The sequence below is a fragment of the uncultured Psychrosphaera sp. genome, assembly GCF_947500655.1.
Lineage (GTDB): Bacteria > Pseudomonadota > Gammaproteobacteria > Enterobacterales > Alteromonadaceae > Psychrosphaera.
This window is the reverse complement of record NZ_CANMSK010000001.1, coordinates 337064-359786: the sequence shown is the minus strand read 5'-3', so window position 1 is coordinate 359786 and position 22723 is coordinate 337064. Positions and strand designations below refer to the sequence as shown.

Below are 22723 nucleotides of genomic sequence, written 5' to 3'. Positions count from 1 at the left end.
GTAATTGTCACTACGCATTAAATGCATTCTTAGAATTGTCATTTTCTGCATAGATAATTTTATTAATCTCACCATTGTAACTACAAAATAGAGTAAAAAGTCAATTTTATTGCAAAAAATATGAATATTTCTACGAAAGTCTAATAAAAACAGCGGTTTTTTGTACAGATTAAATTCTTAACACATTAAATTTAAACAGAAATTGCCATATTGATTTTCGCTATATATACTGACTGGCACTGCATTCACATTCAATGTGGTTTTTTAGAGAGTGGATTTCATATTTGACGTTCGCTTTTTATGAATAGGGTGATTCATTTTATATGAGTTGTGAGACAAAATAATAAAAGCTCGGATAGGCATGTAATCGTGAAAAAACAAAGACCTGTAAATCTAGAACTGACATCTTTTATGCCAGCCTCGGCAATAGCTTCTATTCTACATCGTGTATCTGGCGTAGTGTTCTTCTTCGCCTTGATATTTGTAATTGTAGCTTGGACTATTTCTTTACAATCACCAGAAGGCTTTGAATTAGCTAAATCGCTAATGCAAGGTGTGATTGGTAAAGTCATCGTGATAGCCATATTAGCGGCACTTTCTTTCCATACCATCGTTGGTTTACGCCATTTAGTAATGGATATGGGATACTGGGAAGAATTAGAGTCAGGAAACCTAAGTGCGAAATTATCTATAGCAATATGGATAGTAACTGTAATTTTAGCTGGAGTGTGGATATGGTGATCAACGAAGCTACATTAAAGAGAGATGGCGTACAAGACTTCGTATCTCTTAGAACCACAGCATTAATTATGACTGCCTATATTATTTTTATTCTAGGCTTCTTTTTAACAACTCCCGTTGTTACTTATGAAATTTGGTCAGGATTGTTTTCTAATATTGCAGTTAAAGTATTTACGTTTATCACATTACTTTGTATCTTGGTTCACACTCGAATCGGTCTTTGGCAAGTGTTAACGGACTACGTTAAAAACCCGAAAGTACGTGCGATATTAAGCTTTTTCCTTAATCTATTAGGTTTAGCTTATGTTGTGACTGGTCTATTCATATTGTGGGGTGTTTAGTGTCTATTAAAGTTCAAGAATTCGATGCCGTTGTAATCGGTGCTGGCGGTGCAGGTATGCGCGCAGCTTTGCAAATTGCAGAATCAGGCCAAACAGTTGCCTTGATTTCAAAAGTTTTCCCAACTCGTTCTCATACTGTTTCTGCTCAAGGCGGAATTACAGTAGCATTGGGCAACGCCCATGAAGATCACTGGGAACAACATATGTACGATACTGTTAAAGGTTCTGATTTCATCGGAGACCAAGACGCTATCGAATTTATGTGTAAAGAAGGTCCTGAAGCTATTATTGAAATGGAGAATAAAGGTTTACCTTTCTCTCGTTTTGAAAATGGAACAATTTATCAGCGTCCATTTGGTGGCCAGTCTAAAAACTTTGGTGGCGAACAAGCTGCTAGAACGGCTGCGGCTGCTGACCGAACAGGTCACGCATTATTGCACCTTCTATATCAGCAAAATGTTAAACATCAGACAACAGTTTACAGTGAATGGTATGCATTAGATTTAGTTAAAAATGCAGATGGCGCTATTGTTGGTTGTACTGCAATTGATATTGAATCAGGCGAAGTTGTTTTCTTTAAAGCCCGTGCAACAGTATTAGCTACAGGCGGTGCAGGTCGTATTTATGCATCAACCACTAATGCTCACATTAACACTGGTGACGGTGTTGGTATGGCTGTACGTGCTGGTGTTGCATTACAAGATATGGAAATGTGGCAATTCCACCCAACAGGTATAGCAGGTGCCGGTACATTGGTTACTGAAGGTTGTCGTGGTGAAGGCGGTTACTTATTAAATAAAGATGGCGAACGTTTCATGGAACGTTATGCTCCAAATGCTAAAGATTTAGCCGGCCGTGATGTTGTTGCTCGTTCAATGATGACAGAAATACGTGAAGGTCGTGGTTGTGATGGTCCTTGGGGTCCACATCTTAAACTGAAATTAGATCATTTAGGCCGCGAAACATTAGAATCTCGTTTACCAGGTGTTTGTGAATTATCTAAAACGTTTGCCCACGTTGATCCAGCTGATGAGCCAATTCCAGTTATCCCAACTTGTCATTATATGATGGGTGGTATTCCAACTAACGTAAATGGTCAAGCTTTAACTAAAGCAAGTGACGGTTCATTTGAAGAAGTTGAAGGTTTATTTGCTGTTGGTGAAATTGCATGTGTATCAGTACATGGTGCAAACCGCTTAGGCGGTAATTCACTACTAGATTTAGTTGTGTTTGGACGTGCTGCTGGCCGATATTTAGAGAAATATTTAGGCGAAGGCAAAGGCGCAACTGAAGTTAAAGACGAAGATATTGAAAAAGCATTAGAGCGTTTCAATCGTTGGGAGTCTACTTCTGAAGGTGAAGATCCAGTTCAAATCAAAAAAGACTTACAGCAATGTATGCAACTTAACTTCTCGGTTTTCCGTGAAGGTAAAGCGATGGCCGAAGGTCTAGCTGAATTAAAAGAAATTCGCGAACGTTTAAAACATGCTAAGTTATCTGATAATTCTAAAGAGTTTAATACTCAGCGTATTGAATGTCTTGAATTAGACAATTTAATGGAAACTGCATATGCTACAGCTGTTGCAGCAAACTTCCGTACTGAAAGCCGTGGAGCCCACAGCCGTGAAGATTTCTTAGACCGTGATGATGTAAATTGGTTATGCCATAGCGTATACGATCCTAATAGTGAAGAAATGAGTAAGCGAGAAGTCAATATGGCTCCCGTTCATCGTGAAGCATTTCCACCTAAAGCTCGTACGTATTAATCAGGAGAGTAACGAATTATGAAAACTTTGAATTTCTCTGTTTACCGTTATAACTCTGACGTAGACGATGCTCCATACATGAAAGATTATAAACTTGAGCTTGAAGATGGCCAAGATATGATGGTATTGGATGCACTTATTTTGTTAAAAGAACAAGATCCAACTTTGTCGTTCCGCCGCTCATGTCGTGAAGGTGTGTGTGGTTCTGACGGTTTAAACATGAATGGTAAAAATGGATTGGCGTGTATTACACCTCTTTCTACACTAGGTAAAGGTAAAATAATTTTACGCCCACTACCTGGATTACCTGTAGTGCGTGATTTAGTTATTGATATGTCGCAGTTCTACACGCAATATGAAAAAGTAAAACCGTTTTTAATCAATGATGATAAACAACAGCCAGCTCGTGAGTTCATTCAAACTGTGGAAGAACGCGAGAAGCTTGATGGTTTATACGAATGTATATTATGTGCATGTTGTTCAACATCATGTCCATCATTCTGGTGGAATCCGGATAAGTTTATAGGCCCAGCAGGTTTATTACATGCGTATCGCTTCTTAATTGATAGTCGTGATACTGCTACTGATGAACGCTTGGCTGATTTGGATGATGCGTTTAGCGTATTTAGATGCCACGGCATTATGAATTGTGTTAACGTCTGTCCTAAAGGTCTAAACCCTACTAAGGCGATAGGTCATATTAAATCTATGTTATTGCAGAGGGCCGTTTAGTTTTGATAACTGGTCCTGTGATTTAACAGATAAGAAAAAGTCGTTCCGTTTAGGTGGAAGGGCTTTTTTCATTTTTTAACTAGTAAAATTAAGTCTGTAAGACTTACAAGGATATATATCTAATGCACGAAGGTGTTATGCAAAATTGGCTTGATAGTTCGCATTTATCAGCTAACAGCATGGTATATGTTGAGCAGATGTACGAATTATATTTAGATGATCCTACGTCTATATCAGATGAATGGCGTGAGGTCTTCGACCAATTACCTAAAGTAGAAGGTGTTTCGGTCGAAACTAAACATTCAGATGTTCGCGACTTATTTGCCCAACTGGCCAAAAACAAAGACCGTATGGTTGTTTCTGGAGCTGATCAAGCAGATGTAAAACAAGTAAAAGTTTTGCAGCTTATAAATGCTTTCCGTTTTAGAGGCCACCAAAATGCCAATTTAGACCCATTAGGGTTGTGGTATCGAGAAACCGTTAGAGAGCTTAGTTTAGCTCATCATGAACTTGATGATGAAGACAAAACTCGTGAATTTAACGTCGGTTCTTTTGCTGTAGGCAAAGATAAAATGCAATTAGGTGAGCTGTACTCAGCTCTTGAAAATACTTATTGTGGTTCAGTTGGTGCAGAATATATGCACATTACTGATACAGATGAAAAACGTTGGATCCAACAACGCTTTGAATCAATTCAGAGTAAGCCTGCATTTTCTACAGACATTAAAAAGCGTATCTTAAAAGGCTTAATTGCCGTTGATGGTCTTGAGAAGTACTTAGGAGCTAAATTCCCTGGTGCAAAACGTTTCTCGTTAGAAGGTGGCGACGCTTTAGTTCCTATGATCAAAGAGATCATTCACCGCGCTGGTGAACAAGGGCAAAAAGAAGTTGTTATCGGCATGGCTCACCGCGGACGTCTAAATGTATTAGTTAACGTTCTTGGTAAGAAGTCTGGCGAATTATTTGATGAGTTTGGTGGAAAAGTTGATCCATCACTAACTGCAGGTGACGTTAAATACCACCAAGGTTTCTCGTCTGACTTTGCGACTGCTGGCGGAAACGTTCATTTAGCCTTAGCATTTAACCCATCGCATTTGGAAATTGTAAATCCAGTTGTTATTGGTTCAGTTAGAGCGCGTTTAGATCGTCATAATTGTACTAACGGTTCAAAAGCGTTACCAATTACAGTACACGGTGACTCGGCTATTGCTGGTCAAGGTGTAGTGCAAGAGACGTTTAATATGTCTCAAACACGTGGTTATAAAGTTGGCGGTACAATTCGTATTGTTGTAAACAACCAAGTTGGTTTTACAACATCGAATCAAGAAGATACACGTTCAACTGAATATTGTACTGACATTGCTAAAATGGTTCAGGCTCCAATATTCCACGTGAATTCAGATGATCCGGAAGCGGTTGCATTAGTATCGCAAATTGCGGTTGATTATCGTAATACGTTCCGTAGAGACGTTGTAATTGATTTAGTTTGTTACCGTCGTCATGGTCATAATGAAGCTGATGAGCCTAGTGCCACACAGCCGATCATGTACAAGAAAATCAAAAAGCACCCAGTACCTCGTCAGTTATATATTGACCGCTTAACAGCTGAAGGTTCAATATCTTTAGATGAAGTGAAAGAGCTTACTGACGGCTACCGTGGTTTATTAGATAAAGGTGAATGTGCCGTTGAAGAATGGCGCCCAATGGCTGCTCATACAGTAGATTGGACTCCATATTTAAACCATGACTGGGATATTGCGTACGACAAAGCAATTGCTGTTGAAAAGCTGAATGAGCTTGGTAAAAAAATTACTCAATACCCAGAAAATATGAGTCTGCAATCTCGTGTTAAAAAACAATACGATGAGCGTATCAAAATGCTTAATGGTGAAAAACCATTAGATTGGGGTTTTGCTGAAACTTTAGCGTATGCAGATATTGTTGACAGTGGTACTGATATTCGTATTACTGGTCAAGATAGTGGCCGTGGTACTTTCTTCCATCGTCATGCTGTACTACATAATCAAGAAGATGCATCTACGTATGTACCTCTTGAGAATATAAGTGAAAAACAAGGCAAATTTGAAATATATGATGCCGTGTTATCAGAAGTTGGTGTTTTAGCATTTGAATACGGTTATGCCACAGCAGAACCTGATTCGTTAGTAATTTGGGAAGCTCAGTTTGGTGATTTTGCCAACGTAGCTCAAGTTGTTATTGACCAATTTATTTGTTCTGGTGAACAGAAGTGGGGACGTTTATGCGGTCTTACTATGTTGTTACCGCATGGATACGAAGGACAAGGTCCTGAGCATTCATCTGCGCGCCTAGAAAGATTCTTACAATTGTGTGCTGATCATAATATGCAAGTTTGTGTTCCAACAACACCAGCTCAAGTATTTAATATGATCCGTCGTCAATCGATTCGACCTATGCGTCGACCATTAATTGTAATGACTCCAAAATCATTGTTACGTCATCCTTTAGCTGTTTCTACAATGGAAGAGTTAGCTGATGGTACTTATTACAATGTGATTGATGAAATAGATGACAATATTGAAGCCAAGAAGGTTAAACGTGTTGTGCTTTGTTCAGGTAAAGTTTATTACGATTTGTTAGAACAACGTCGTAAAGAAGACCAAACTGATGTTGCAATTGTACGTATTGAACAATTATATCCTTTCCCTCATGCGGAAATGGAAGTGATTGTTAAGAAGTACAAACATGTTAAAGACTTTATCTGGTGTCAAGAAGAACCACAAAACCAAGGTGCTTGGTATTGTAGTCAACATCATTTCTGGAAGTCTATTCCAAAAGGGGCAAACTTAACTTATGCAGGTCGTAAAGCGTCAGCTTCACCAGCTGTTGGTTATGCATCTGTCCATGCTAAAGAACAACAAGCGTTGGTTAACGACGCATTAACGATTAAATAATCTCAAGGATTAATCATGACTACTGAAATTAAAGTTCCAGTATTACCTGAATCAGTTGCTGACGCTTCAGTTGCCACTTGGCACGTCAGCGTTGGAGATACAGTAACTCGAGATCAAAACTTAGTTGATATCGAAACTGATAAAGTTGTACTAGAAGTTGTTGCACCTGAAGATGGTGTTATCACTGAAATACTACAAGAAGAAGGTGCTACCGTTTTAGGTGAGCAGCTTATCGCTAAGATTGAAGATGCAGCAGGTGCGTCAGCTCCAGCAGCAAAATCTGCAGCTCCGGCAGCGGCTAAATCAGAAGCTCCAGCAGCACCAGCTGGCGAAGCAAAAACAATTCAAATTAAAGTGCCTGTACTACCTGAGTCTGTTGCCGATGCAACAATTGCGACTTGGCATGTAGAAGAAGGTCAAGCGGTTAGCCGTGACGAAAACTTAGTTGATATTGAAACTGACAAGGTTGTACTAGAAGTTGTTTCACCTGAAGATGGTGTAATAACTAAAATTATCAGTCCTGAAGGCGAAACCGTTCTAGGTGAGCAACTTATTGCTGAAGTTACTCTAGGTGCTTCAGTTGCAGCAGCTCCTGCGGCAGTTGAAGAATCAGGTTCTGCAGATGATGTGTTAACGCCATCTGTTCGTCGTTTAATCTCTGAAAAAGGATTAGACGCTTCAAAAATTAAAGGCACGGGTAAAAACGGTCGTGTTTCTAAAGAAGATGTTGAAAGCTTTATGAAAACTCAAGCGTCTGCACCTAAAGCATCGGCTCCTGCGTCACCAGCTGTTCCTACTCAAGTATTAGGTGAACGTACTCAAAAACGTGTTCCTATGACTCGTTTACGTAAAACAATTGCAAAACGTTTATTAGAAGCTAAAAACTCTACAGCTATGCTAACAACATTTAACGAAATCAACATGAAACCTATCATGGATTTACGTAAACAATATAAAGATGTATTTGAAGAGCGCCACGGTGCACGTCTTGGATTTATGTCTTTTTATGTTAAAGCAGTTGTTGAAGCGCTTAAACGTTTCCCAGATGTAAATGCTTCTATCGACGGTGATGATATTGTTTATCATAACTACTTTGACGTAAGTATTGCGGTTTCTACACCTCGTGGTCTAGTAACTCCAGTATTACGTGATTGTGATAAATTAGGCTTTGCTGAAATTGAAAATGGTATCCGTGCATTGGCTATTAAAGGTCGTGATGGCAAGTTAACAGTTGACGAAATGCAAGGTGGTAACTTTACTGTTACTAACGGCGGCGTATTTGGTTCATTGTTATCAACACCAATTTTGAACTTACCGCAAGCGGCTATTTTGGGAATGCATAAAATCCAAGATCGTCCAATGGCAGTAAATGGCAAAGTTGAAATCTTACCTATGATGTACTTAGCGTTATCTTACGATCACCGCTTGGTAGATGGGAAAGAATCAGTTGGTTTCTTAGTAACAATCAAAGAATTGTTAGAAGATCCAACACGCTTACTATTAGACGTATAATAGAACAAAAAAATTAGTGTAATTATTCAAATATCGACTTTTGTCTTATTGCACTAATTAGAGGGCGTATTTATAATACGCCCGCATGTTATATCGGGCTGCACATTCTGCAGCCTTTAACTTATAAAATAGATGGACAGAACATCATGAACTTGCATGAATATCAGGGTAAACAGTTGTTTGCTCAATACGGGCTTCCTGTATCAAAAGGCATCGCAACAAAGACTCCAGCTGATGCAGCTGCAGCGGCAGACTCAATTGGCGGCGACATGTTCGTTGTTAAAGCACAGGTTCACGCCGGTGGCCGTGGTAAAGCTGGCGGTGTTAAGCTAGTAAAAACTAAAGACGAAATTAAAGCATTTGCTGAAAAGTGGTTAGGTAAAAACTTAGTTACTTATCAAACAGATGAGAAAGGACAACCAGTTTCAAGCATTTTGGTTGAACCTTGTACTGATATTGCTAAAGAATTATATCTTGGTGCGGTTGTTGACCGTTCAAGTCGTCGTATCGTTTTCATGGCATCTACTGAAGGTGGCGTTGAGATAGAAACGGTTGCTGAAGAAACGCCTGAAAAAATTCTTAAAGCTGAGATTTGCCCAGTAGCGGGTGCACAACCTTACCAAGGTCGTGACTTAGCATTTAAACTTGGTCTTGAAGGCAAGCAAATTGGTCAATTTGTTAAAATTTTCCTAGGTCTAGCTAAATTATTCAAAGAAAAAGACGTTGAGTTAATTGAAATTAACCCATTAGTAATTACACCAGCTGGTGACTTACATTGTCTTGACGCTAAAGTTGCTATTGATAGCAATGCTGTTGGTCGTCATCCAGATCTTAAAGCTATGCACGATCCTTCACAAGAAGATGCTCGTGAAGCACATGCGGCTTCATTTGAACTTAACTATGTTGCTCTAGACGGAAACGTTGGCTGTATGGTTAATGGTGCTGGTCTTGCAATGGGTACAATGGATATCGTTAACTTAAACGGTGGCCGTCCTGCAAACTTCCTAGATGTTGGTGGTGGCGCAACTAAAGAACGTGTTGCTGAAGCATTCAAAATCATCTTATCAGATTCAAACGTTAAAGCTGTTTTAGTTAACATCTTTGGTGGAATCGTACGTTGTGACATGATTGCCGAAGGTATTATTGGCGCGGTTAAAGAAGTTGGCGTAACTGTTCCAGTTGTTGTACGTTTAGAAGGTACTAACGCAGAGAAAGGTCGTGAAGTTCTTGCGAATTCTGACGTTGACATCATCGCAGCACCTAGCTTACAAGCAGCTGCTGAACTAGTAGTTAAAGCTGCAGAGGGTAAATAATGAGCGTATTAATCAATAAAGACACTAAAGTAATCTGTCAAGGTTTCACTGGTGCTCAAGGTACTTTCCACTCTGAGCAAGCTATTGAATACGGTACTAACATGGTTGGTGGCGTAACTCCTGGTAAAGGCGGTCAAGTTCACCTTGGTCTTCCTGTATTTAATACAGTAGTAGAAGCTGTTGAAGCAACTGGTGCTGATGCATCAGTAATCTATGTACCAGCAGCTTTCTGTAAAGATTCTATCTTAGAAGCTGCTAATTCAGGTATCAAACTAATCGTTTGTATCACTGAAGGCGTACCAACTCTAGATATGCTTGACTGTAAAGTTATATGTGATGGATTAGGTGTACGTCTAATCGGTCCTAACTGTCCTGGTGTTATCACTCCAGGTGAATGTAAGATTGGTATCATGCCAGGTCACATTCATTTACCAGGTAAAGTAGGTATCGTATCTCGTTCAGGTACGTTAACTTATGAAGCTGTTAAGCAGACTACAGACGCTGGTTTTGGTCAGTCTACTTGTGTTGGTATCGGTGGTGATCCAATCCCAGGTACTAACTTCATCGACGTTTTAGAAATGTTTGAAAAAGATCCAGCGACAGAAGCAATCGTAATGATTGGTGAAATCGGCGGAACTGCTGAAGAAGAAGCTGCGGCTTACATCAAAGCAAACGTAACTAAACCTGTTGTTTCTTACATTGCTGGTGTTACTGCTCCAGAAGGTAAGCGTATGGGTCATGCCGGCGCAATCATCTCTGGTGGTAAAGGTACTGCGGAAGACAAATTTGCAGCATTAGAAGCGGCGGGTGTTAAAACTGTTCGTTCTCTAGCTGACATTGGTAAAGCATTAGCAGAAAAAACGGGTTGGTAGTCTCTACCTCTAGTTAATTTGTAATGTATAAAAAAGGCGCTTTTAGCGCCTTTTATTTTGTCTTTAGAAAATAATACAACAGGATCAAAAAAGCCAAATACAGCTATCAGCAATATTTGGCTTTCTATTTGAAGCAAAGAGAAAAAGTAAATCCTGTTAAGGTTATTTACCGCCTTTTGCTATGATCTCTTGCGCCATAATATCAGCTACTTGATAAGTAGGCATGTTATCGGCTTTTGCACGCTCAAAGATCTCAGTTAATGTATCGTATATCTCACCAACTTTTGCTGTTGCTCTATCGGCTTTGTATCCATCTTCATCTTGCTCAAAGAATATGTTGATAATACCGCCAGCATTTATCACATAATCAGGTGCGTATAGAATACCTAACTCGGCTAACTTATCACCGTGACGCGGCTCTTGTAATTGATTATTAGCACAACCGGCTACAATCTTAGCTTTTAGTTGAGGGATAGTGTCGTCGTTAATCGTTGCACCTAATGCACATGGTACATAAACATCAACATCTAATGCGTATATATCATCTAAACCAACTGCCGTTGCAGCGTAGTCATTAACCGCTTTATCAATAGAGTTTTGGTTAATGTCAGTAACAAATAACTTAGCACCGTCATTAAATAAACGTTCACAAAGGTACATACCTACAGAGCCTAACCCTTGAATTGATAGTTTGATACCGGTTAAATCATCCGTACCAAACTTATGTTTAGCCGCGGCTTTTATGCCTAAATAAGTACCTAATGCAGTGAAAGGAGCTGGGTTACCGCTTTTTCCTTCTAAACCAACAACGAAGTCAGTCACTTTATTAGCGATCATAATATCGCCTGTTGTGATATTTACATCTTCTGCTGAATAGTAAGTACCGTTAAGGTTATTTAACGCATGACCAAAAGCGGTGAAAAGAGCGTCTGATTTCAACGTTTTAGGATCGCCAATAATAACGGCTTTACCACCACCAAAATTGAGTCCAGCCATGGCATTTTTGTATGTCATACCTTTAGATAAACGTAAAACATCAACAAGAGCTTCTTCGTCAGAACTATAATTCCAAAAACGACAACCACCTACACCAGGACCACAATTGGTATTATGGACAGCAATGATTGCTTTTAAACCTGAGGCTTGATCTGTGCAAAATACAACCTGTTCATGATCATCAAACTCAGCTTGAGAAAATACCGACAAAATAGACTCCAAATAGCATTATTTTAAAAAGCGCGACTTTACCAGAGCTATGCTGGCAAAGCTAGACCCGCTTTACGATTAAGGGGAAGATAAGTTGATGAAAGTGTAAAGGTTTTAGACTAAATCAAACACGAATATAATGATGCATCAAATACTACTAAGGTTTACTTTATACTTTCATCCTACAAACCGTGGATTTATTCTTCTATATACCAATAACCTTGATTAACTAGAGTTGTCAGCAGTTCAATATTTTCTAAACGTTTTAATTCAGTCTTTAATTGCTCACTGGTCACTGTTTTTTGTAGGTGTAATAATCGAAGGAAATCTATTTGATGCGCTTCACAAACAAACTCTTCTGAGCAACAAAAGAAGCTAATCTTATCGTTGCCATGGAAAATAGAAGTTTCTACGCCATTAACTTTATTGATACTAAGATTAGAGTTAAAAAACAAATTGACTAAATAATCCGACGTATGTTGTTCAACTTCCTCTGGTATATCAAGTTCTCTGCTAGGTGCGGTTAAACCCTGATTGAGGAATTTTTCAAAATGACCCTCGTTATTAATTAAATCTGTTAACAATAATTGCATTTGTTTAAGTTGAGTTTTATTAATTAGGCTGTCGGAATTTTTATCAATAGATAAGTCTGTATCTTTAAATCGAGTTAAACCAATTTCAGAGTCGATAACAAAGTCGGCAAAACCACTAATAAGTTCTTGTTGACTAGGTGCTCTAAAACCAATGGAGTAATTGATCGCAGTCTCAATAGTTTCGCCATTATGTGGACTAAAAGGTGGGATATAAATAATATCGCCAGCTTCCAGCACTTGATCAACAATGGGTGCAAACTCATCAACTTGTAACAAGTCTTTAGTCTTTTCAGTTTGTTGTAATTGAGTATTAACCGCACCAGCTTTCCAACGGCGCTTCCCTTGGCCTTGTACAATAAACACATCGTATTGATCTAAATGACTGCCAACACCGGCATGTGGTGTTGAATAAGACACCATTACATCGTCAATACGCCATTTAGGAATAAAATCTACCGCTTCTCTTAAGTCAAATACAGACTCAAACCAACGGTCAACGCCTTGAACTAACAAGCTCCAATTACTTTCACCAAGCTCATCAAAACTTTCAATTGGACCATGAGTCACTTGCCAATTATTGTTTTTGTTGGTGACTAATCGAGAGTCGATAAAAGACTCCATAGCCAGCCCTGCAACTTCATCAGGCGCTATTGGATCTTCAAAATTAGGAAGGGCATTCTTAAGTACAATTGGCTTTTTTTGCCAATACTCATCGATGAATTCTTGCTGTGAAATGGTTTGCCAGTTTATGTTCATAAGGACTCGTGTTTATTAATGTAAGTAACGTCACTGCGTTTTAAAGTGTAGGTTGTGAATGTTGCGCATATAAAAAATGCCAGTCAAAGCTGGCATTTTATATCTGACTAATAAGGTTTAGTGGTTAAACTAATTCGTCAATAAACTCTATTGCGCGGCCAATATAGTTAGCAGGTGTTAATAATTTAAGTTCTGCTTTAACCGCATCAGACAATTCTAAACCATCAATAAACTCAGCCATAACTTCTTGGTTAACTTTTTTACCACGTGTTAAGTCTTTTAATTTTTCATACGGCTTTTCAATACCGTAACGACGCATAACCGTTTGAATTGGCTCAGCCAATAATTCCCAGTTATTATCTAATTCGTCTAATAAATTCTGAGCGTTAACTTCTAATTTGCTAATACCTTTTAACGTTGCTTGATAAGCAATAATAGAGTGAGCAACACCAAGACCTAAAGTACGTAATACAGTAGAGTCAGTTAAGTCACGCTGCCAGCGAGAAATTGGTAGTTTAGTCGCTAAGTGACCGTATATTGCATTGGCAATACCTAAGTTACCTTCCGAGTTTTCAAAGTCGATAGGGTTAACTTTATGCGGCATTGTTGAAGAGCCAATTTCACCAGCGATAGTTTTTTGCTTGAAATGACCCATAGCAATATAACCCCAGATATCACGATCAAAGTCGATTAATATAGTGTTAAAACGTGCCATAGCGTCAAAGATTTCAGCAATGTAATCATGCGGTTCAATTTGTGTTGTGAACGGATTAAAGGTTAATCCTAAAGACGTAACAAATTCTTCAGCGTGTTTATGCCAGTCATGTTCTGGGTAAGCCGATATGTGAGCGTTGTAGTTACCGACAGCACCATTAATTTTACCTAACATTTCTACGTTAGCTATTTGCTTACGTTGACGTTGCAAACGCACATAAACGTTTGCCATTTCTTTACCCATAGTCGATGGCGTAGCTGGCTGACCATGCGTACGACACATCATAGGTAATGCTTTGTATTCATTAGCTAAACGTTTAAGCTCAGACAATATTTTATCGCAATAAGGTAAAATAACATCTTCACGTGCCGCAGTTAGCATTAAACCATGAGATAGGTTGTTAATGTCTTCAGACGTACAAGCAAAGTGAATAAATTCATTTATCGCGGTTAGTTCTGCGTTATCTGCAACTTTTTCTTTTAGGAAGTATTCAACCGCTTTTACATCGTGGTTAGTTGTTGCTTCAATGTCTTTTACACGTTGCGCATCAGCTTCACAAAAATTATCAACAATTGCATCTAATAAGGCATTTGCTTGAGCAGAGAAGTTTGGAACTTCTTTGATGGCGTCTGTTGCAGCTAATTTTTGTAACCAGCGAACTTCAACAATGACACGGTATTTTACTAAACCGAATTCACTGAATATTGGACGTAATTCTTCAGTTTTGCTGCCATAACGGCCGTCTACTGGAGATATTGCAGTAAGTGCAGATAATTGCATGACTTTACTTTCCTATACGTGTTTAAAGTTAATGAATAGATGTTAATTCTTGGTTAAACGATATGACATCTTGTAATATCGCTTTTCGATTAAATATAAAGTCGCGTCGCTTTCCACCCATTTGACGCCACAATACCGCAGCTCTTACGCCCGATAATAATAAAGCTCGCACTTTATGCTGGACGCTTTTTTGCTGTAATAGAGTAGGGTTACCAATAACTTGGATTTTTTGACTTAGTGGACTTAATACTTCGCTATAACATTCAGCAAAGTTTTGAATAATACTGGGATCATCAATTTCAAAATGACTAAGACGACGTTGAATGTCAGTTAGTTTATCGGTTAGCGCAGATAACGCGGACGGATTCTTTAACAGCTTTTTGGAAATTGACATTATGCCGGCTAAATAACGAGTCACTTCAATGTCTTTTTTAGTCGCATTGCCAGATAACTGGTATTGCACTAATTTTGCGCCATCGGCTAAAACATTTACTGAACCGTAAACGTCCAAAACTGATTTTGGATCTGTGGTTGTAATGCCATTAAACAAACATATTAAACTGTCTTTATTTAATATAACGCCTTTAGATACTTGTTGTATCATTAGTGCGGATTGGCACATGGCTGATAGTGCGATACTTTGTGAACGTCGTGAAGTCATCGAATTATTAATATCCATATTATCGAATGTACTGCTCTATGATCCCGCCACCTAAACAAATTTCACCGTCGTAAAATACAGCGGATTGTCCTGGGGTAACGGCGCGTTGTGGTGTATCAAAAATAACTTTTATATTGCCTTCGTCATCTGGAAATACTTCACAAGCTACATCTTCTTGACGATATCTTGTTTTAACTGTGTATCTTCCTTGTGAAGGACCTTTATGATCTACCCAATTTAACTGATTTGCAATTAAACCATTTGAAAAAAGAAGAGGGTGGTTTTTACCTTGGCCAACAATTAACACATTACGTGCTACATCTTTATCTACTACAAACCAAGGTTGGTCTTTATATTCTTTTAAACCGCCAATCAATAAACCTTTACGTTGCCCCAATGTATGGTACATCAAACCTTCATGCTCACCAACAACGTCGCCTTCAGGTGTTTCTATTTTACCTGGTTGTGCTGGCAAGTATTTTTGTAAGAAGTCTTTAAATTTGCGCTCACCAATAAAACAAATACCGGTAGAGTCTTTTTTATCTGCGGTAATTAAACCTTGTTGCTCTGCAATTTTACGTACTTCTGGTTTTTCTAATTCACCAACAGGGAACAAGGTTTGGCCGACTTGTTCTTGACCAACGGCATAAAGGAAATAGCTTTGATCTTTATTTTGGTCTAAACCACGAAGCATTTTAGTGTTGTTGTCATCTTCAGTTCTACGAACATAATGACCGGTAGCAATATAATCAGCGCCAAGAATTTCAGCAGAGAACTGCAAAAACGCTTTAAACTTAATTTCTTTATTACACATGATGTCTGGATTTGGCGTACGGCCAGCTTTGTACTCTTCTAAAAAGTGTTCAAACACATTATCCCAGTATTCTGAGGCAAAGTTGACTGTGTGTAATTCAATACCAAGTTTTTCACATACGGATTCTGCATCTTTTAAGTCTTCTGCAGCCGAACAATATTCGTCATTGTCGTCTTCTTCCCAGTTTTTCATAAACAGGCCTTCAACCTGATAGCCTTGCTGTAGTAACAAGTAAGCCGAAACTGAAGAATCAACGCCGCCTGACATACCAACAACGACTTTTTTATTTGCATTAACTGAATTTGAATCTGACATAAAAACTTAAAAATTAAACCGTATAAAATTGGCGCGCATTCTATCATATAAGTCGGATGAAAAGTATTACTCTGATGAGGTTAATTTAAGTTTTTACCGTTATTTAACTAATGTTGAATTAAGACGTTTCTTGCAGTTATTTATGTTGTTTTTTTAAATTAATTTCCTCTACAAAGTAAAATATATTGACAGTTGAATAATTTCCTCTACATTGTAGATATTGTTTTGGGGAGATTGAAATGTCAAAAGAAAAGTTTTTGGGGGAATTTGAACAATTTGTTCTCCTTGCTATTTTAAAGCTCGGTGAGTCTGCATACGGAAGTACGATAAGGCAGTTATTGGCTGAAATAATAGGCAGGGACGTCACAATCGGTGCTTTATACACAACATTAGATAGGCTAGAAGCAAAAGGGCTATTAGAAAGTAAAATAGGTGAAGCAACAGCAGAACGAGGAGGACGCGCCAAAAAATACTTTAAGGTAACAGCACAAGGGCAGTCTGCATTAAAACGCTCAAAACAAGCGTTAAGTTCACTTTGGCAGGGGCTTACACTAAAGGTGCTGGATTAATGCAAGTGCCTAAATACACCAGTAAGTTCTTATACTGGGCGTTACCTCCAAATTTAAAAGAACCTGTTTTAGGTGACTTAACGGAAGAGTATGTGGAACGAAGGTTAACAAATCCTATATCCGCACGTATTTGGTTTCAAAATCAAGCTGTTCGTTCAGCATTTCAATTTTTATGGAAAACAAAAAGAGGGTTTATTATGTTTGTATTTAGTATATTAGCTTTTGTCGGTTTTACTTTATTTGCCATGATATTAAGTGGTGGTATTGATATGTTTATCGATGCTCCAAGCTTTTTAATCGTTGTACCACCTGCGCTGATTTTTGGTTTGGCTGCGACATCAATGGCAGATGTGAAAAGAGGTATTTCAATATTAACGATGTCTGACGACATGGATTATTCAATATTAGAATACAAAAGGGCGGGGCATTTTTTTAACGTTACTGGTAATTCAGCCATGTTACTTGGCGCGGTTATGACTCTAATTGGTTGGATTGCAATTGGCAGTGAACTACCTGCTGAAGACTTTAGTGCAGTCTTCGGTCCTGCGTTTGCAGTGTCTATATTAACAATGGTTTTAGGGCTTGCTATTAAAATAATATGTCATGTTGCACAAGAGAAAATTCGTTACTTGGCAGAGTTTTATTAGGTGGGTAAAATTAAAAAAACACTGTTCATGAGCTTTGAACAGTGTTTTATTACAAGGGGTTACTACTACTAATAATGTGTAGTTACTCAACAAAGATTTCCATTTCCTCGCCTATTTTTTTACGTATTTCCATTAACTTCTTAGCAGTAGCATGTTGTTTTATATCCGCTTCTGTTTTTGGAATCCATTCTGGAATTTTTTCAGGTTGTCCGTTTTGATCAACCGCAACCATAATAACAATGCAGTGTGTGGTAAGGCGACGATTTAATGATTTAGGATCACAAGCATTAACTTCTAATGCAATGTGCATTGATGAATTTCCTGTGTAAATTACTTTAGCCTCAACTTCCACCAAGCTGCCTACATGAATTGGTGCAATAAAACGTATTCCACCGGCGTAAGCGGTAACGCAATAACGTCCACTCCAACCAGCTGCACATGCATAAGCCGCTAAATCGATCCATTTCATTACGGCGCCACCATGAACTTTACCGCCAAAATTAACGTCTTGTGGTTCGGCAAGAAAACGTAGGGTGATATCGCGTTGTGGTTGGCTCATATAAGTTATGCTCTGTTAGATTTAAATATAGGGTTTAATTTGATATTAAGTTACTTTTAGCTAAATGCCAAATTTTACAATTAGTTATACAGTAATGATACTCCACTACTTGAATTCAGGAATGGTTAAAACCTTGTATTTGCCATTAGTAATATCGTCAACTGTCCATTCGCCTACGCGGTAGCGAATTAACCTAAGAGTAGGGTGGCCAATATGGGCGGTCATCCTTCTAACTTGGCGATTGCGGCCTTCCGATATCGTTATTTCTAACCAACAATCTGGAATGTTTTTACGTTCTCGGATTGGTGGTTCTCTGTCCCAAACAAGATCAGGTTGCTCAATAATACGCACTTTAGCGGGTTTAGTCATGCCATCATTGAGTTCAACACCATCTCGTAATTGTTGTAATTTTTCATCATTTGGTATGTTTTCAACTTGTACCCAATAACATTTCGTTGTTTTGTGTTGCGGGCTGGCTATTTTATTTTGTAACTGACCATTATTTGTAAGTACTAATAATCCTTCACTGTCACGATCTAAACGGCCTGCAGGGTAAACTCCAGCTATTGGAATATAGTCTTTTAGTGTTTTTCTGCCGTCTGCGTCAGTAAATTGAGTAAGCACTTGAAATGGTTTGTTAAACAATACTACTTGGGTTTGTTCAGGCGCTTTTTTTTGTTGGCGAGCTGATGAATCAAACTTGGCCTTTGGGTTACCTGTCGTTCGGCCTAATTTATTAGTGCTTTTAGTCTGTTTACGAGGCATAGATTTGTTTTTATTACTTTTAGTCTGTTTACGAGGCATAGATTTGTTTTTATTACTTTTAGAGTTAGTCTTATTTGAAAAATTCATATGGGGTAATTAGATAAAATGCTTTCATTAATGCCCCGTATTTTATAGTATTCATACCCAAAATTCAGACTTTATTATAGTTTGTTTGATATTGTTTAAAATTCAAACGATTATGAAAGGTTAAACTGATCAGAATTGGCTAAATGTTGTAATTAGACAACAAATGTTGTTTTTTTATCCATTAAAACTAATTGGTCAGACATTCACACTGCACAATGTAGGGAAAAGCAATGACATCTAAAATCATCTATACAAAAACAGATGAAGCGCCAGCTCTGGCGACGTATTCATTTTTACCAGTAGTTGAAGCTTATAGCGCAACAGCGGGTATTGAAGTTACAACAAGCGATATTTCATTATCTGCACGTATTATTGCAAACTTGTCAGATTTTTTACCTGACGACCAAAAAATAAGTGATGAATTAGCATACTTAGGTCAAGTAGCTAAGCAGCCAGATGCTAACATCATTAAACTTCCTAACGTTAGTGCATCAATTCCACAATTAAAAGCAGCTATCGCTGAATTACAAGCACAAGGTTACGCTCTTCCTGAATTTCCAGAAGAAGCAAAAACTGATACTGAAAAAGCAATCAAAGCAAGTTATGCAAAAGTATTAGGTTCTGCAGTAAACCCAGTATTACGTGAAGGTAACTCTGACCGTCGTGCGCCTGGTGCTGTAAAAGCATTCGCTAGAAAGCATCCTCACTCAATGGGTGCTTGGGCTAAAGATTCTAAATCACACGTTGCTCATATGACTGACGGAGATTTCTTTGGTAGCGAAAAATCAGTAACGGTTGAAAAAGCTGGTTCAGTAAAAATTGAATTAGTAAAAGAAGACGGTTCAGTTCAAGTGCTTAAAGAAGCATTTGATGTTTTAGAAGGTGAAATTATTGACGCTACCTTTATGAGCGTTGCTAAGTTACAAGACTTTTTAGCAGTAGAAATTGCTGATGCTAAAGCAAAAGGCGTTTTATTCTCAGCTCACTTAAAAGCAACAATGATGAAAGTTTCTGACCCAATTATTTTTGGTCACATTGTTAAAGCATTTTATAAAGACGTATTTACAAAACACGGCGCTACATTTGAAAAATTAGGTGTTGATGTTAAAAATGGTCTTGGTGATGTTTACGCTAAAATCGCTACTTTAGACGCAGCTCAAGAAGCTGAAATTAAAGCGGACATTGAAGCGGTTTATACAACTGCACCAGATATCGCTATGGTTGACTCTGATAAAGGTATTACTAACTTACATGTACCTTCTGATGTAATTATCGATGCTTCTATGCCTGCTGCTATTCGTAGCTCTGGTCAAATGTGGAATGCAGCTGGTAAATTACAAGATATGAAAGCGGTTATTCCTGACCGTTGTTATGCTGGTATCTACCAAGAAACAATTACATTCTGTCGTGAAAACGGTGCATTTGACCCGTCAACTATGGGTACAGTACCTAACGTTGGTTTGATGGCTCAAAAAGCGGAAGAGTATGGTTCACATGATAAAACATTTGAAATTCCAGCTAAAGGTACAGTAAAAGTAACAGACCAAGATGGCAATGTTGTATTTGAACACGCTGTTGAAGCGGGTGATATTTACCGTATGTGTCAAGCTAAAGATGCACCAATCCAAGATTGGGTGAAACTAGCTGTTAATCGTTCACGTTTATCTGGTATGCCTGCGGTATTCTGGTTAACAGAAGAGCGTGCTCACGATGCTGAAATTATCAAAAAAGTAAATAAATACTTAAAAGATCACGACACTGACGGTTTAGATTTACGTATTCTTTCTCCTGAAGCAGCGGCTCGTTTCACACTAGCCCGTTTGAAAAAAGGTGAAGATACGATTTCTGTAACAGGTAACGTATTACGTGATTACTTAACAGATTTATTCCCAATTTTAGAGTTAGGTACATCAGCTAAGATGTTATCTATCGTTCCTCTAATGAATGGCGGTGGTTTGTTTGAAACGGGCGCAGGTGGTTCAGCTCCTAAGCACGTTCAGCAGTTTGAAAAAGAAAATCACTTACGTTGGGATTCACTAGGTGAGTTTTTAGCTCTAGCAGCTTCTTACGAGCATTTAGCTAACACTACTAACAATGCTAAAGCGCAAGTTCTAGCAGATGCGTTAGACAAAGCAACAGCTAAATTCTTAGACAATAACAAGTCGCCATCTCGTAAAGTTAACGAGTTAGATAACCGTGGTTCACACTTCTACTTATCTATGTATTGGGCACAAGAATTAGCAGCACAAACTGCCGATTCTGAGTTACAAGCTAAATTTAGCAAAGTTGCTGAGTTCTTTACAGCTAATGAAGATAAAGTTGTTGATGAATTAGCACAAGTGCAAGGCAAAGCAATGGATATCGGTGGTTACTACAAACCAGACGATGCTAAAGGTTTTGCTGCTATGCGTCCAAGCGCTACATTTAATGATGGTTTAACTTTAGTAAAGTAACCGTTTAGCTATTAGTAGCATAAAAAAAGCCAGAGGAATTCCTCTGGCTTTTTTGTTTGTTCTGTCCCGTCCTGAAATGTGCTTTTAACTTTAGTGCATCCCTGAACGTCTTGGGTTTGTTAAATTAGACTTAACCCTGTCAATTTAACTGAAATTGATTAAATGTCGGTGTCCTTTAAACGCTTTTCAAAAAAAGCTTTTTCTTGTTCTTTAATTTCTTTTATTTTTGGTAGTGCCAAGCCAAGTTCTCGGCCTCTGTATCTTGCAAAATAAGTATTACCGATAAATGCACCAGTCAGTAATAGCACTTCAATAATAATAAATACGATATTACCTGTGTAAGTCCATAACGATGTTAACCCATGGATAAAACACCACATTAAAACAAAGTTACTCCAGGCATAGGTATAAGGATTACCTTGAATTAAGCCTTTTATAGCGAACAGCATAGGCAACCAAAACAATGTCATTGGTATATATGAGGTTGTATTTTCATCGGGGTCTAACACGATTAAAAGTATAGGGTAGTAAGCAACTAATAATAAGTAACTTGTTAAACCTAACAGTTTGAGCTTTTTTACAAATTGAGCCATAGGTGCATTTTTAAAAGCATCTTGTACATTTTCAAATTTTTGCATGTTTATTCTTTAAAGAGTTAATTTACTAAGAAAGTTTTTTAGCGGTTACCGCTAAGCGTTGACCAAGAGTTTTACAAATAGCAATTTCACTATTGGTTAATTCATTGGTGGAATTTAAGCCAGATACGTGACTTGCACCGTAAGGCGTTCCACCACTTGTCGTGTTATGTAATTCAGGCTCAGAGTATGGCACACCCATTAATAACATGCCGTGATGTAATAAAGGTAATGACATAGATAATAAGGTTGCTTCATTTCCACCATGCAAGCTTGAACTTGAGGTAAATACACAGGCTGGTTTGTCAATTAAGTCACCGCTGAGCCAATTGATTGAGGTGCTTTCCCAAAAGGCTTTTAATGGTGCAGCCATAGTGCCAAATCGACAAGGACTGCCCAGAGCAATTGCAGAACAAGATACTAATTCTTGCTCAGTGACATAAGGGTAGTCAGCATCTTCATTGTGATCATCACTCACCGTTCTGATCTTGGCTTCTAAACCTTGAGACTCAATGCCTTTAGCAATTTGCTTTGCTAAGTTAAGCACAGAGCCGTGGCGTGAATAATAAAGAACTAATACAAAAGGGGATGAGTTTGTCATATTCAATTTATAATATTACTAGTACGTTTTCAGGTGGTCGGCCAATAGCGGCTTTGTCACCATTGATCACAATAGGACGTTCTATTAACTTAGGCGTGTTGACTAAAATAGTGTAAATTTCAGCGTCAGTTAATGACTGATTATCTAACCCTGTTTCTTTAAACACAGCTTCTTTTTTACGAATAATATCTCGAACGTTAACACCTAACTTTGTCACGACAGAACTCAGTAATTCTACCGTTAATGGTGATTTTAAATATTCAAAAATTTCAGGGGTAACACCATTTTCTTCTAACAAAGCCAACGTTTGTCGACTTTTAGAACATCTAGGGTTATGAAAAATAGTAATGCTCATAG

21 protein-coding genes are annotated in these 22723 nt (G+C 38.2%); 11 read left to right on the top strand and 10 right to left on the bottom strand.

Annotation, left to right across the window (positions count from 1 at the left end):
• The first annotated feature begins 369 nt into the window (after positions 1 to 369).
• From sdhC to sucD, 8 genes are all read left to right on the top strand, one after another.
• A complete protein-coding gene (gene sdhC, locus Q0940_RS01620) occupies positions 370 to 741 on the top strand; it encodes a succinate dehydrogenase, cytochrome b556 subunit (protein WP_299263095.1) in 372 nt (123 codons plus the stop codon).
• Positions 735 to 1082, top strand: a complete 348-nt coding sequence (sdhD, locus tag Q0940_RS01615; RefSeq protein ID WP_299263093.1) for a succinate dehydrogenase, hydrophobic membrane anchor protein — start codon at positions 735 to 737, stop codon at positions 1080 to 1082. Before sdhC ends, sdhD begins: the two co-directional genes overlap by 7 nt.
• Complete coding sequence (gene sdhA / locus Q0940_RS01610) at positions 1082 to 2848, top strand: succinate dehydrogenase flavoprotein subunit (RefSeq protein ID WP_299263089.1); 1767 nt, start codon at positions 1082 to 1084, stop codon at positions 2846 to 2848. The genes sdhD and sdhA overlap by 1 nt, the downstream gene beginning before the upstream one ends.
• Positions 2849 to 2866: 18 nt before the next feature.
• Positions 2867 to 3580: a succinate dehydrogenase iron-sulfur subunit gene (locus tag Q0940_RS01605; RefSeq protein ID WP_299263087.1), complete on the top strand. Its 714-nt coding sequence runs from the start codon at positions 2867 to 2869 to the stop codon at positions 3578 to 3580.
• A gap of 122 nt (positions 3581 to 3702) precedes the next feature.
• Positions 3703 to 6513 carry a 2-oxoglutarate dehydrogenase E1 component gene (gene sucA, locus Q0940_RS01600; RefSeq protein ID WP_299263085.1) on the top strand — a complete coding sequence of 937 codons (2811 nt, stop codon included), beginning with the start codon at positions 3703 to 3705 and terminating at the stop codon, positions 6511 to 6513.
• Between the two features lie 15 nt (positions 6514 to 6528).
• Positions 6529 to 8025 carry a 2-oxoglutarate dehydrogenase complex dihydrolipoyllysine-residue succinyltransferase gene (gene odhB / locus Q0940_RS01595; RefSeq protein ID WP_299263083.1) on the top strand — a complete coding sequence of 499 codons (1497 nt, stop codon included), beginning with the start codon at positions 6529 to 6531 and terminating at the stop codon, positions 8023 to 8025.
• A gap of 146 nt (positions 8026 to 8171) precedes the next feature.
• On the top strand, positions 8172 to 9338 hold the full coding sequence (gene sucC, locus Q0940_RS01590; RefSeq protein WP_299263081.1) for an ADP-forming succinate--CoA ligase subunit beta: 1167 nt from the start codon (positions 8172 to 8174) through the stop codon (positions 9336 to 9338).
• The gene (gene sucD / locus Q0940_RS01585) at positions 9338 to 10210 is read left to right on the top strand and encodes a succinate--CoA ligase subunit alpha (RefSeq protein ID WP_299263079.1); all 873 of its coding nucleotides are present in this window, start codon (positions 9338 to 9340) and stop codon (positions 10208 to 10210) included. The genes sucC and sucD overlap by 1 nt, the downstream gene beginning before the upstream one ends.
• Positions 10211 to 10372: 162 nt before the next feature.
• Here the strand turns inward: sucD and Q0940_RS01580 are convergent, their stop codons facing one another.
• The 5 genes from Q0940_RS01580 to mnmA form a co-directional block, all read right to left on the bottom strand.
• Positions 10373 to 11416 carry an amino acid dehydrogenase gene (locus tag Q0940_RS01580; RefSeq protein ID WP_299263077.1) on the bottom strand — a complete coding sequence of 348 codons (1044 nt, stop codon included), beginning with the start codon at positions 11414 to 11416 and terminating at the stop codon, positions 10373 to 10375.
• A 197-nt stretch (positions 11417 to 11613) separates the two neighbouring features.
• Positions 11614 to 12765 carry a cupin domain-containing protein gene (locus Q0940_RS01575; RefSeq protein ID WP_299263075.1) on the bottom strand — a complete coding sequence of 384 codons (1152 nt, stop codon included), beginning with the start codon at positions 12763 to 12765 and terminating at the stop codon, positions 11614 to 11616.
• Between the two features lie 124 nt (positions 12766 to 12889).
• Entirely contained in the window at positions 12890 to 14260 is a 1371-nt protein-coding gene (gene purB, locus Q0940_RS01570; RefSeq protein ID WP_299263073.1) for an adenylosuccinate lyase, read from the bottom strand.
• A gap of 28 nt (positions 14261 to 14288) precedes the next feature.
• Positions 14289 to 14921: a high frequency lysogenization protein HflD gene (hflD, locus tag Q0940_RS01565; protein ID WP_299263071.1), complete on the bottom strand. Its 633-nt coding sequence runs from the start codon at positions 14919 to 14921 to the stop codon at positions 14289 to 14291.
• 19 nt (positions 14922 to 14940) lie between these two features.
• A complete protein-coding gene (mnmA, locus tag Q0940_RS01560) occupies positions 14941 to 16050 on the bottom strand; it encodes a tRNA 2-thiouridine(34) synthase MnmA (protein WP_299263069.1) in 1110 nt (369 codons plus the stop codon).
• Between the two features lie 239 nt (positions 16051 to 16289).
• Here mnmA and Q0940_RS01555 point away from each other — a divergent pair, with 239 nt between their 5' ends.
• Both Q0940_RS01555 and Q0940_RS01550 read left to right on the top strand, forming a co-directional pair.
• Positions 16290 to 16619: a helix-turn-helix transcriptional regulator gene (locus tag Q0940_RS01555; RefSeq protein ID WP_299263067.1), complete on the top strand. Its 330-nt coding sequence runs from the start codon at positions 16290 to 16292 to the stop codon at positions 16617 to 16619.
• Positions 16586 to 17266, top strand: a complete 681-nt coding sequence (locus Q0940_RS01550; protein WP_299263065.1) for a hypothetical protein — start codon at positions 16586 to 16588, stop codon at positions 17264 to 17266. The genes Q0940_RS01555 and Q0940_RS01550 overlap by 34 nt, the downstream gene beginning before the upstream one ends.
• 82 nt (positions 17267 to 17348) lie before the next feature.
• On the opposite strand, the gene Q0940_RS01545 is transcribed toward Q0940_RS01550, so the two are convergent.
• Both Q0940_RS01545 and Q0940_RS01540 read right to left on the bottom strand, forming a co-directional pair.
• Positions 17349 to 17825 carry an acyl-CoA thioesterase gene (locus Q0940_RS01545; RefSeq protein WP_105052606.1) on the bottom strand — a complete coding sequence of 159 codons (477 nt, stop codon included), beginning with the start codon at positions 17823 to 17825 and terminating at the stop codon, positions 17349 to 17351.
• 105 nt (positions 17826 to 17930) lie between these two features.
• Positions 17931 to 18677, bottom strand: a complete 747-nt coding sequence (locus tag Q0940_RS01540) for a pseudouridine synthase (RefSeq protein ID WP_299263061.1) — start codon at positions 18675 to 18677, stop codon at positions 17931 to 17933.
• Between the two features lie 230 nt (positions 18678 to 18907).
• On the opposite strand from Q0940_RS01540, the gene Q0940_RS01535 reads away from it, so the two are divergent.
• On the top strand, positions 18908 to 21130 hold the full coding sequence (locus tag Q0940_RS01535; protein WP_299263059.1) for an NADP-dependent isocitrate dehydrogenase: 2223 nt from the start codon (positions 18908 to 18910) through the stop codon (positions 21128 to 21130).
• A gap of 158 nt (positions 21131 to 21288) precedes the next feature.
• On the opposite strand, the gene Q0940_RS01530 is transcribed toward Q0940_RS01535, so the two are convergent.
• From Q0940_RS01530 to arsC, 3 genes are read right to left on the bottom strand one after another with little or no spacing between them, the layout of a single operon-like run.
• The gene (locus tag Q0940_RS01530; protein WP_299263057.1) at positions 21289 to 21768 is read right to left on the bottom strand and encodes a DUF2069 domain-containing protein; all 480 of its coding nucleotides are present in this window, start codon (positions 21766 to 21768) and stop codon (positions 21289 to 21291) included.
• Positions 21769 to 21793: 25 nt separating this feature from the next.
• Entirely contained in the window at positions 21794 to 22366 is a 573-nt protein-coding gene (gene wrbA, locus Q0940_RS01525; protein WP_299263054.1) for an NAD(P)H:quinone oxidoreductase, read from the bottom strand.
• A gap of 7 nt (positions 22367 to 22373) precedes the next feature.
• Positions 22374 to 22721, bottom strand: a complete 348-nt coding sequence (arsC, locus tag Q0940_RS01520) for an arsenate reductase (glutaredoxin) (RefSeq protein ID WP_299263052.1) — start codon at positions 22719 to 22721, stop codon at positions 22374 to 22376.
• Positions 22722 to 22723 lie beyond the last annotated feature (2 nt).

Bases quoted from the DNA above. Each gene is read 5' to 3' on its own strand.
- Q0940_RS01545 (WP_105052606.1), bottom strand. From the start codon at position 17,825: ATGAGCCAACCACAACGCGATATCACCCTACGTTTTCTTGCCGAACCA.
- odhB (WP_299263083.1), top strand. From the start codon at position 6,529: ATGACTACTGAAATTAAAGTTCCAGTATTACCTGAATCAGTTGCTGAC.
- hflD (WP_299263071.1), bottom strand. From the start codon at position 14,921: ATGACTTCACGACGTTCACAAAGTATCGCACTATCAGCCATGTGCCAA.
- sucA (WP_299263085.1), top strand. From the start codon at position 3,703: ATGCACGAAGGTGTTATGCAAAATTGGCTTGATAGTTCGCATTTATCA.
- sdhD (WP_299263093.1), top strand. From the start codon at position 735: ATGGTGATCAACGAAGCTACATTAAAGAGAGATGGCGTACAAGACTTC.
- mnmA (WP_299263069.1), bottom strand. From the start codon at position 16,050: ATGTCAGATTCAAATTCAGTTAATGCAAATAAAAAAGTCGTTGTTGGT.
- arsC (WP_299263052.1), bottom strand. From the start codon at position 22,721: ATGAGCATTACTATTTTTCATAACCCTAGATGTTCTAAAAGTCGACAA.
- Q0940_RS01530 (WP_299263057.1), bottom strand. From the start codon at position 21,768: ATGCAAAAATTTGAAAATGTACAAGATGCTTTTAAAAATGCACCTATG.
- Q0940_RS01605 (WP_299263087.1), top strand. From the start codon at position 2,867: ATGAAAACTTTGAATTTCTCTGTTTACCGTTATAACTCTGACGTAGAC.
- Q0940_RS01555 (WP_299263067.1), top strand. From the start codon at position 16,290: ATGTCAAAAGAAAAGTTTTTGGGGGAATTTGAACAATTTGTTCTCCTT.
- sucD (WP_299263079.1), top strand. From the start codon at position 9,338: ATGAGCGTATTAATCAATAAAGACACTAAAGTAATCTGTCAAGGTTTC.
- sucC (WP_299263081.1), top strand. From the start codon at position 8,172: ATGAACTTGCATGAATATCAGGGTAAACAGTTGTTTGCTCAATACGGG.
- Q0940_RS01535 (WP_299263059.1), top strand. From the start codon at position 18,908: ATGACATCTAAAATCATCTATACAAAAACAGATGAAGCGCCAGCTCTG.
- Q0940_RS01540 (WP_299263061.1), bottom strand. From the start codon at position 18,677: ATGAATTTTTCAAATAAGACTAACTCTAAAAGTAATAAAAACAAATCT.
- purB (WP_299263073.1), bottom strand. From the start codon at position 14,260: ATGCAATTATCTGCACTTACTGCAATATCTCCAGTAGACGGCCGTTAT.
- wrbA (WP_299263054.1), bottom strand. From the start codon at position 22,366: ATGACAAACTCATCCCCTTTTGTATTAGTTCTTTATTATTCACGCCAC.
- Q0940_RS01575 (WP_299263075.1), bottom strand. From the start codon at position 12,765: ATGAACATAAACTGGCAAACCATTTCACAGCAAGAATTCATCGATGAG.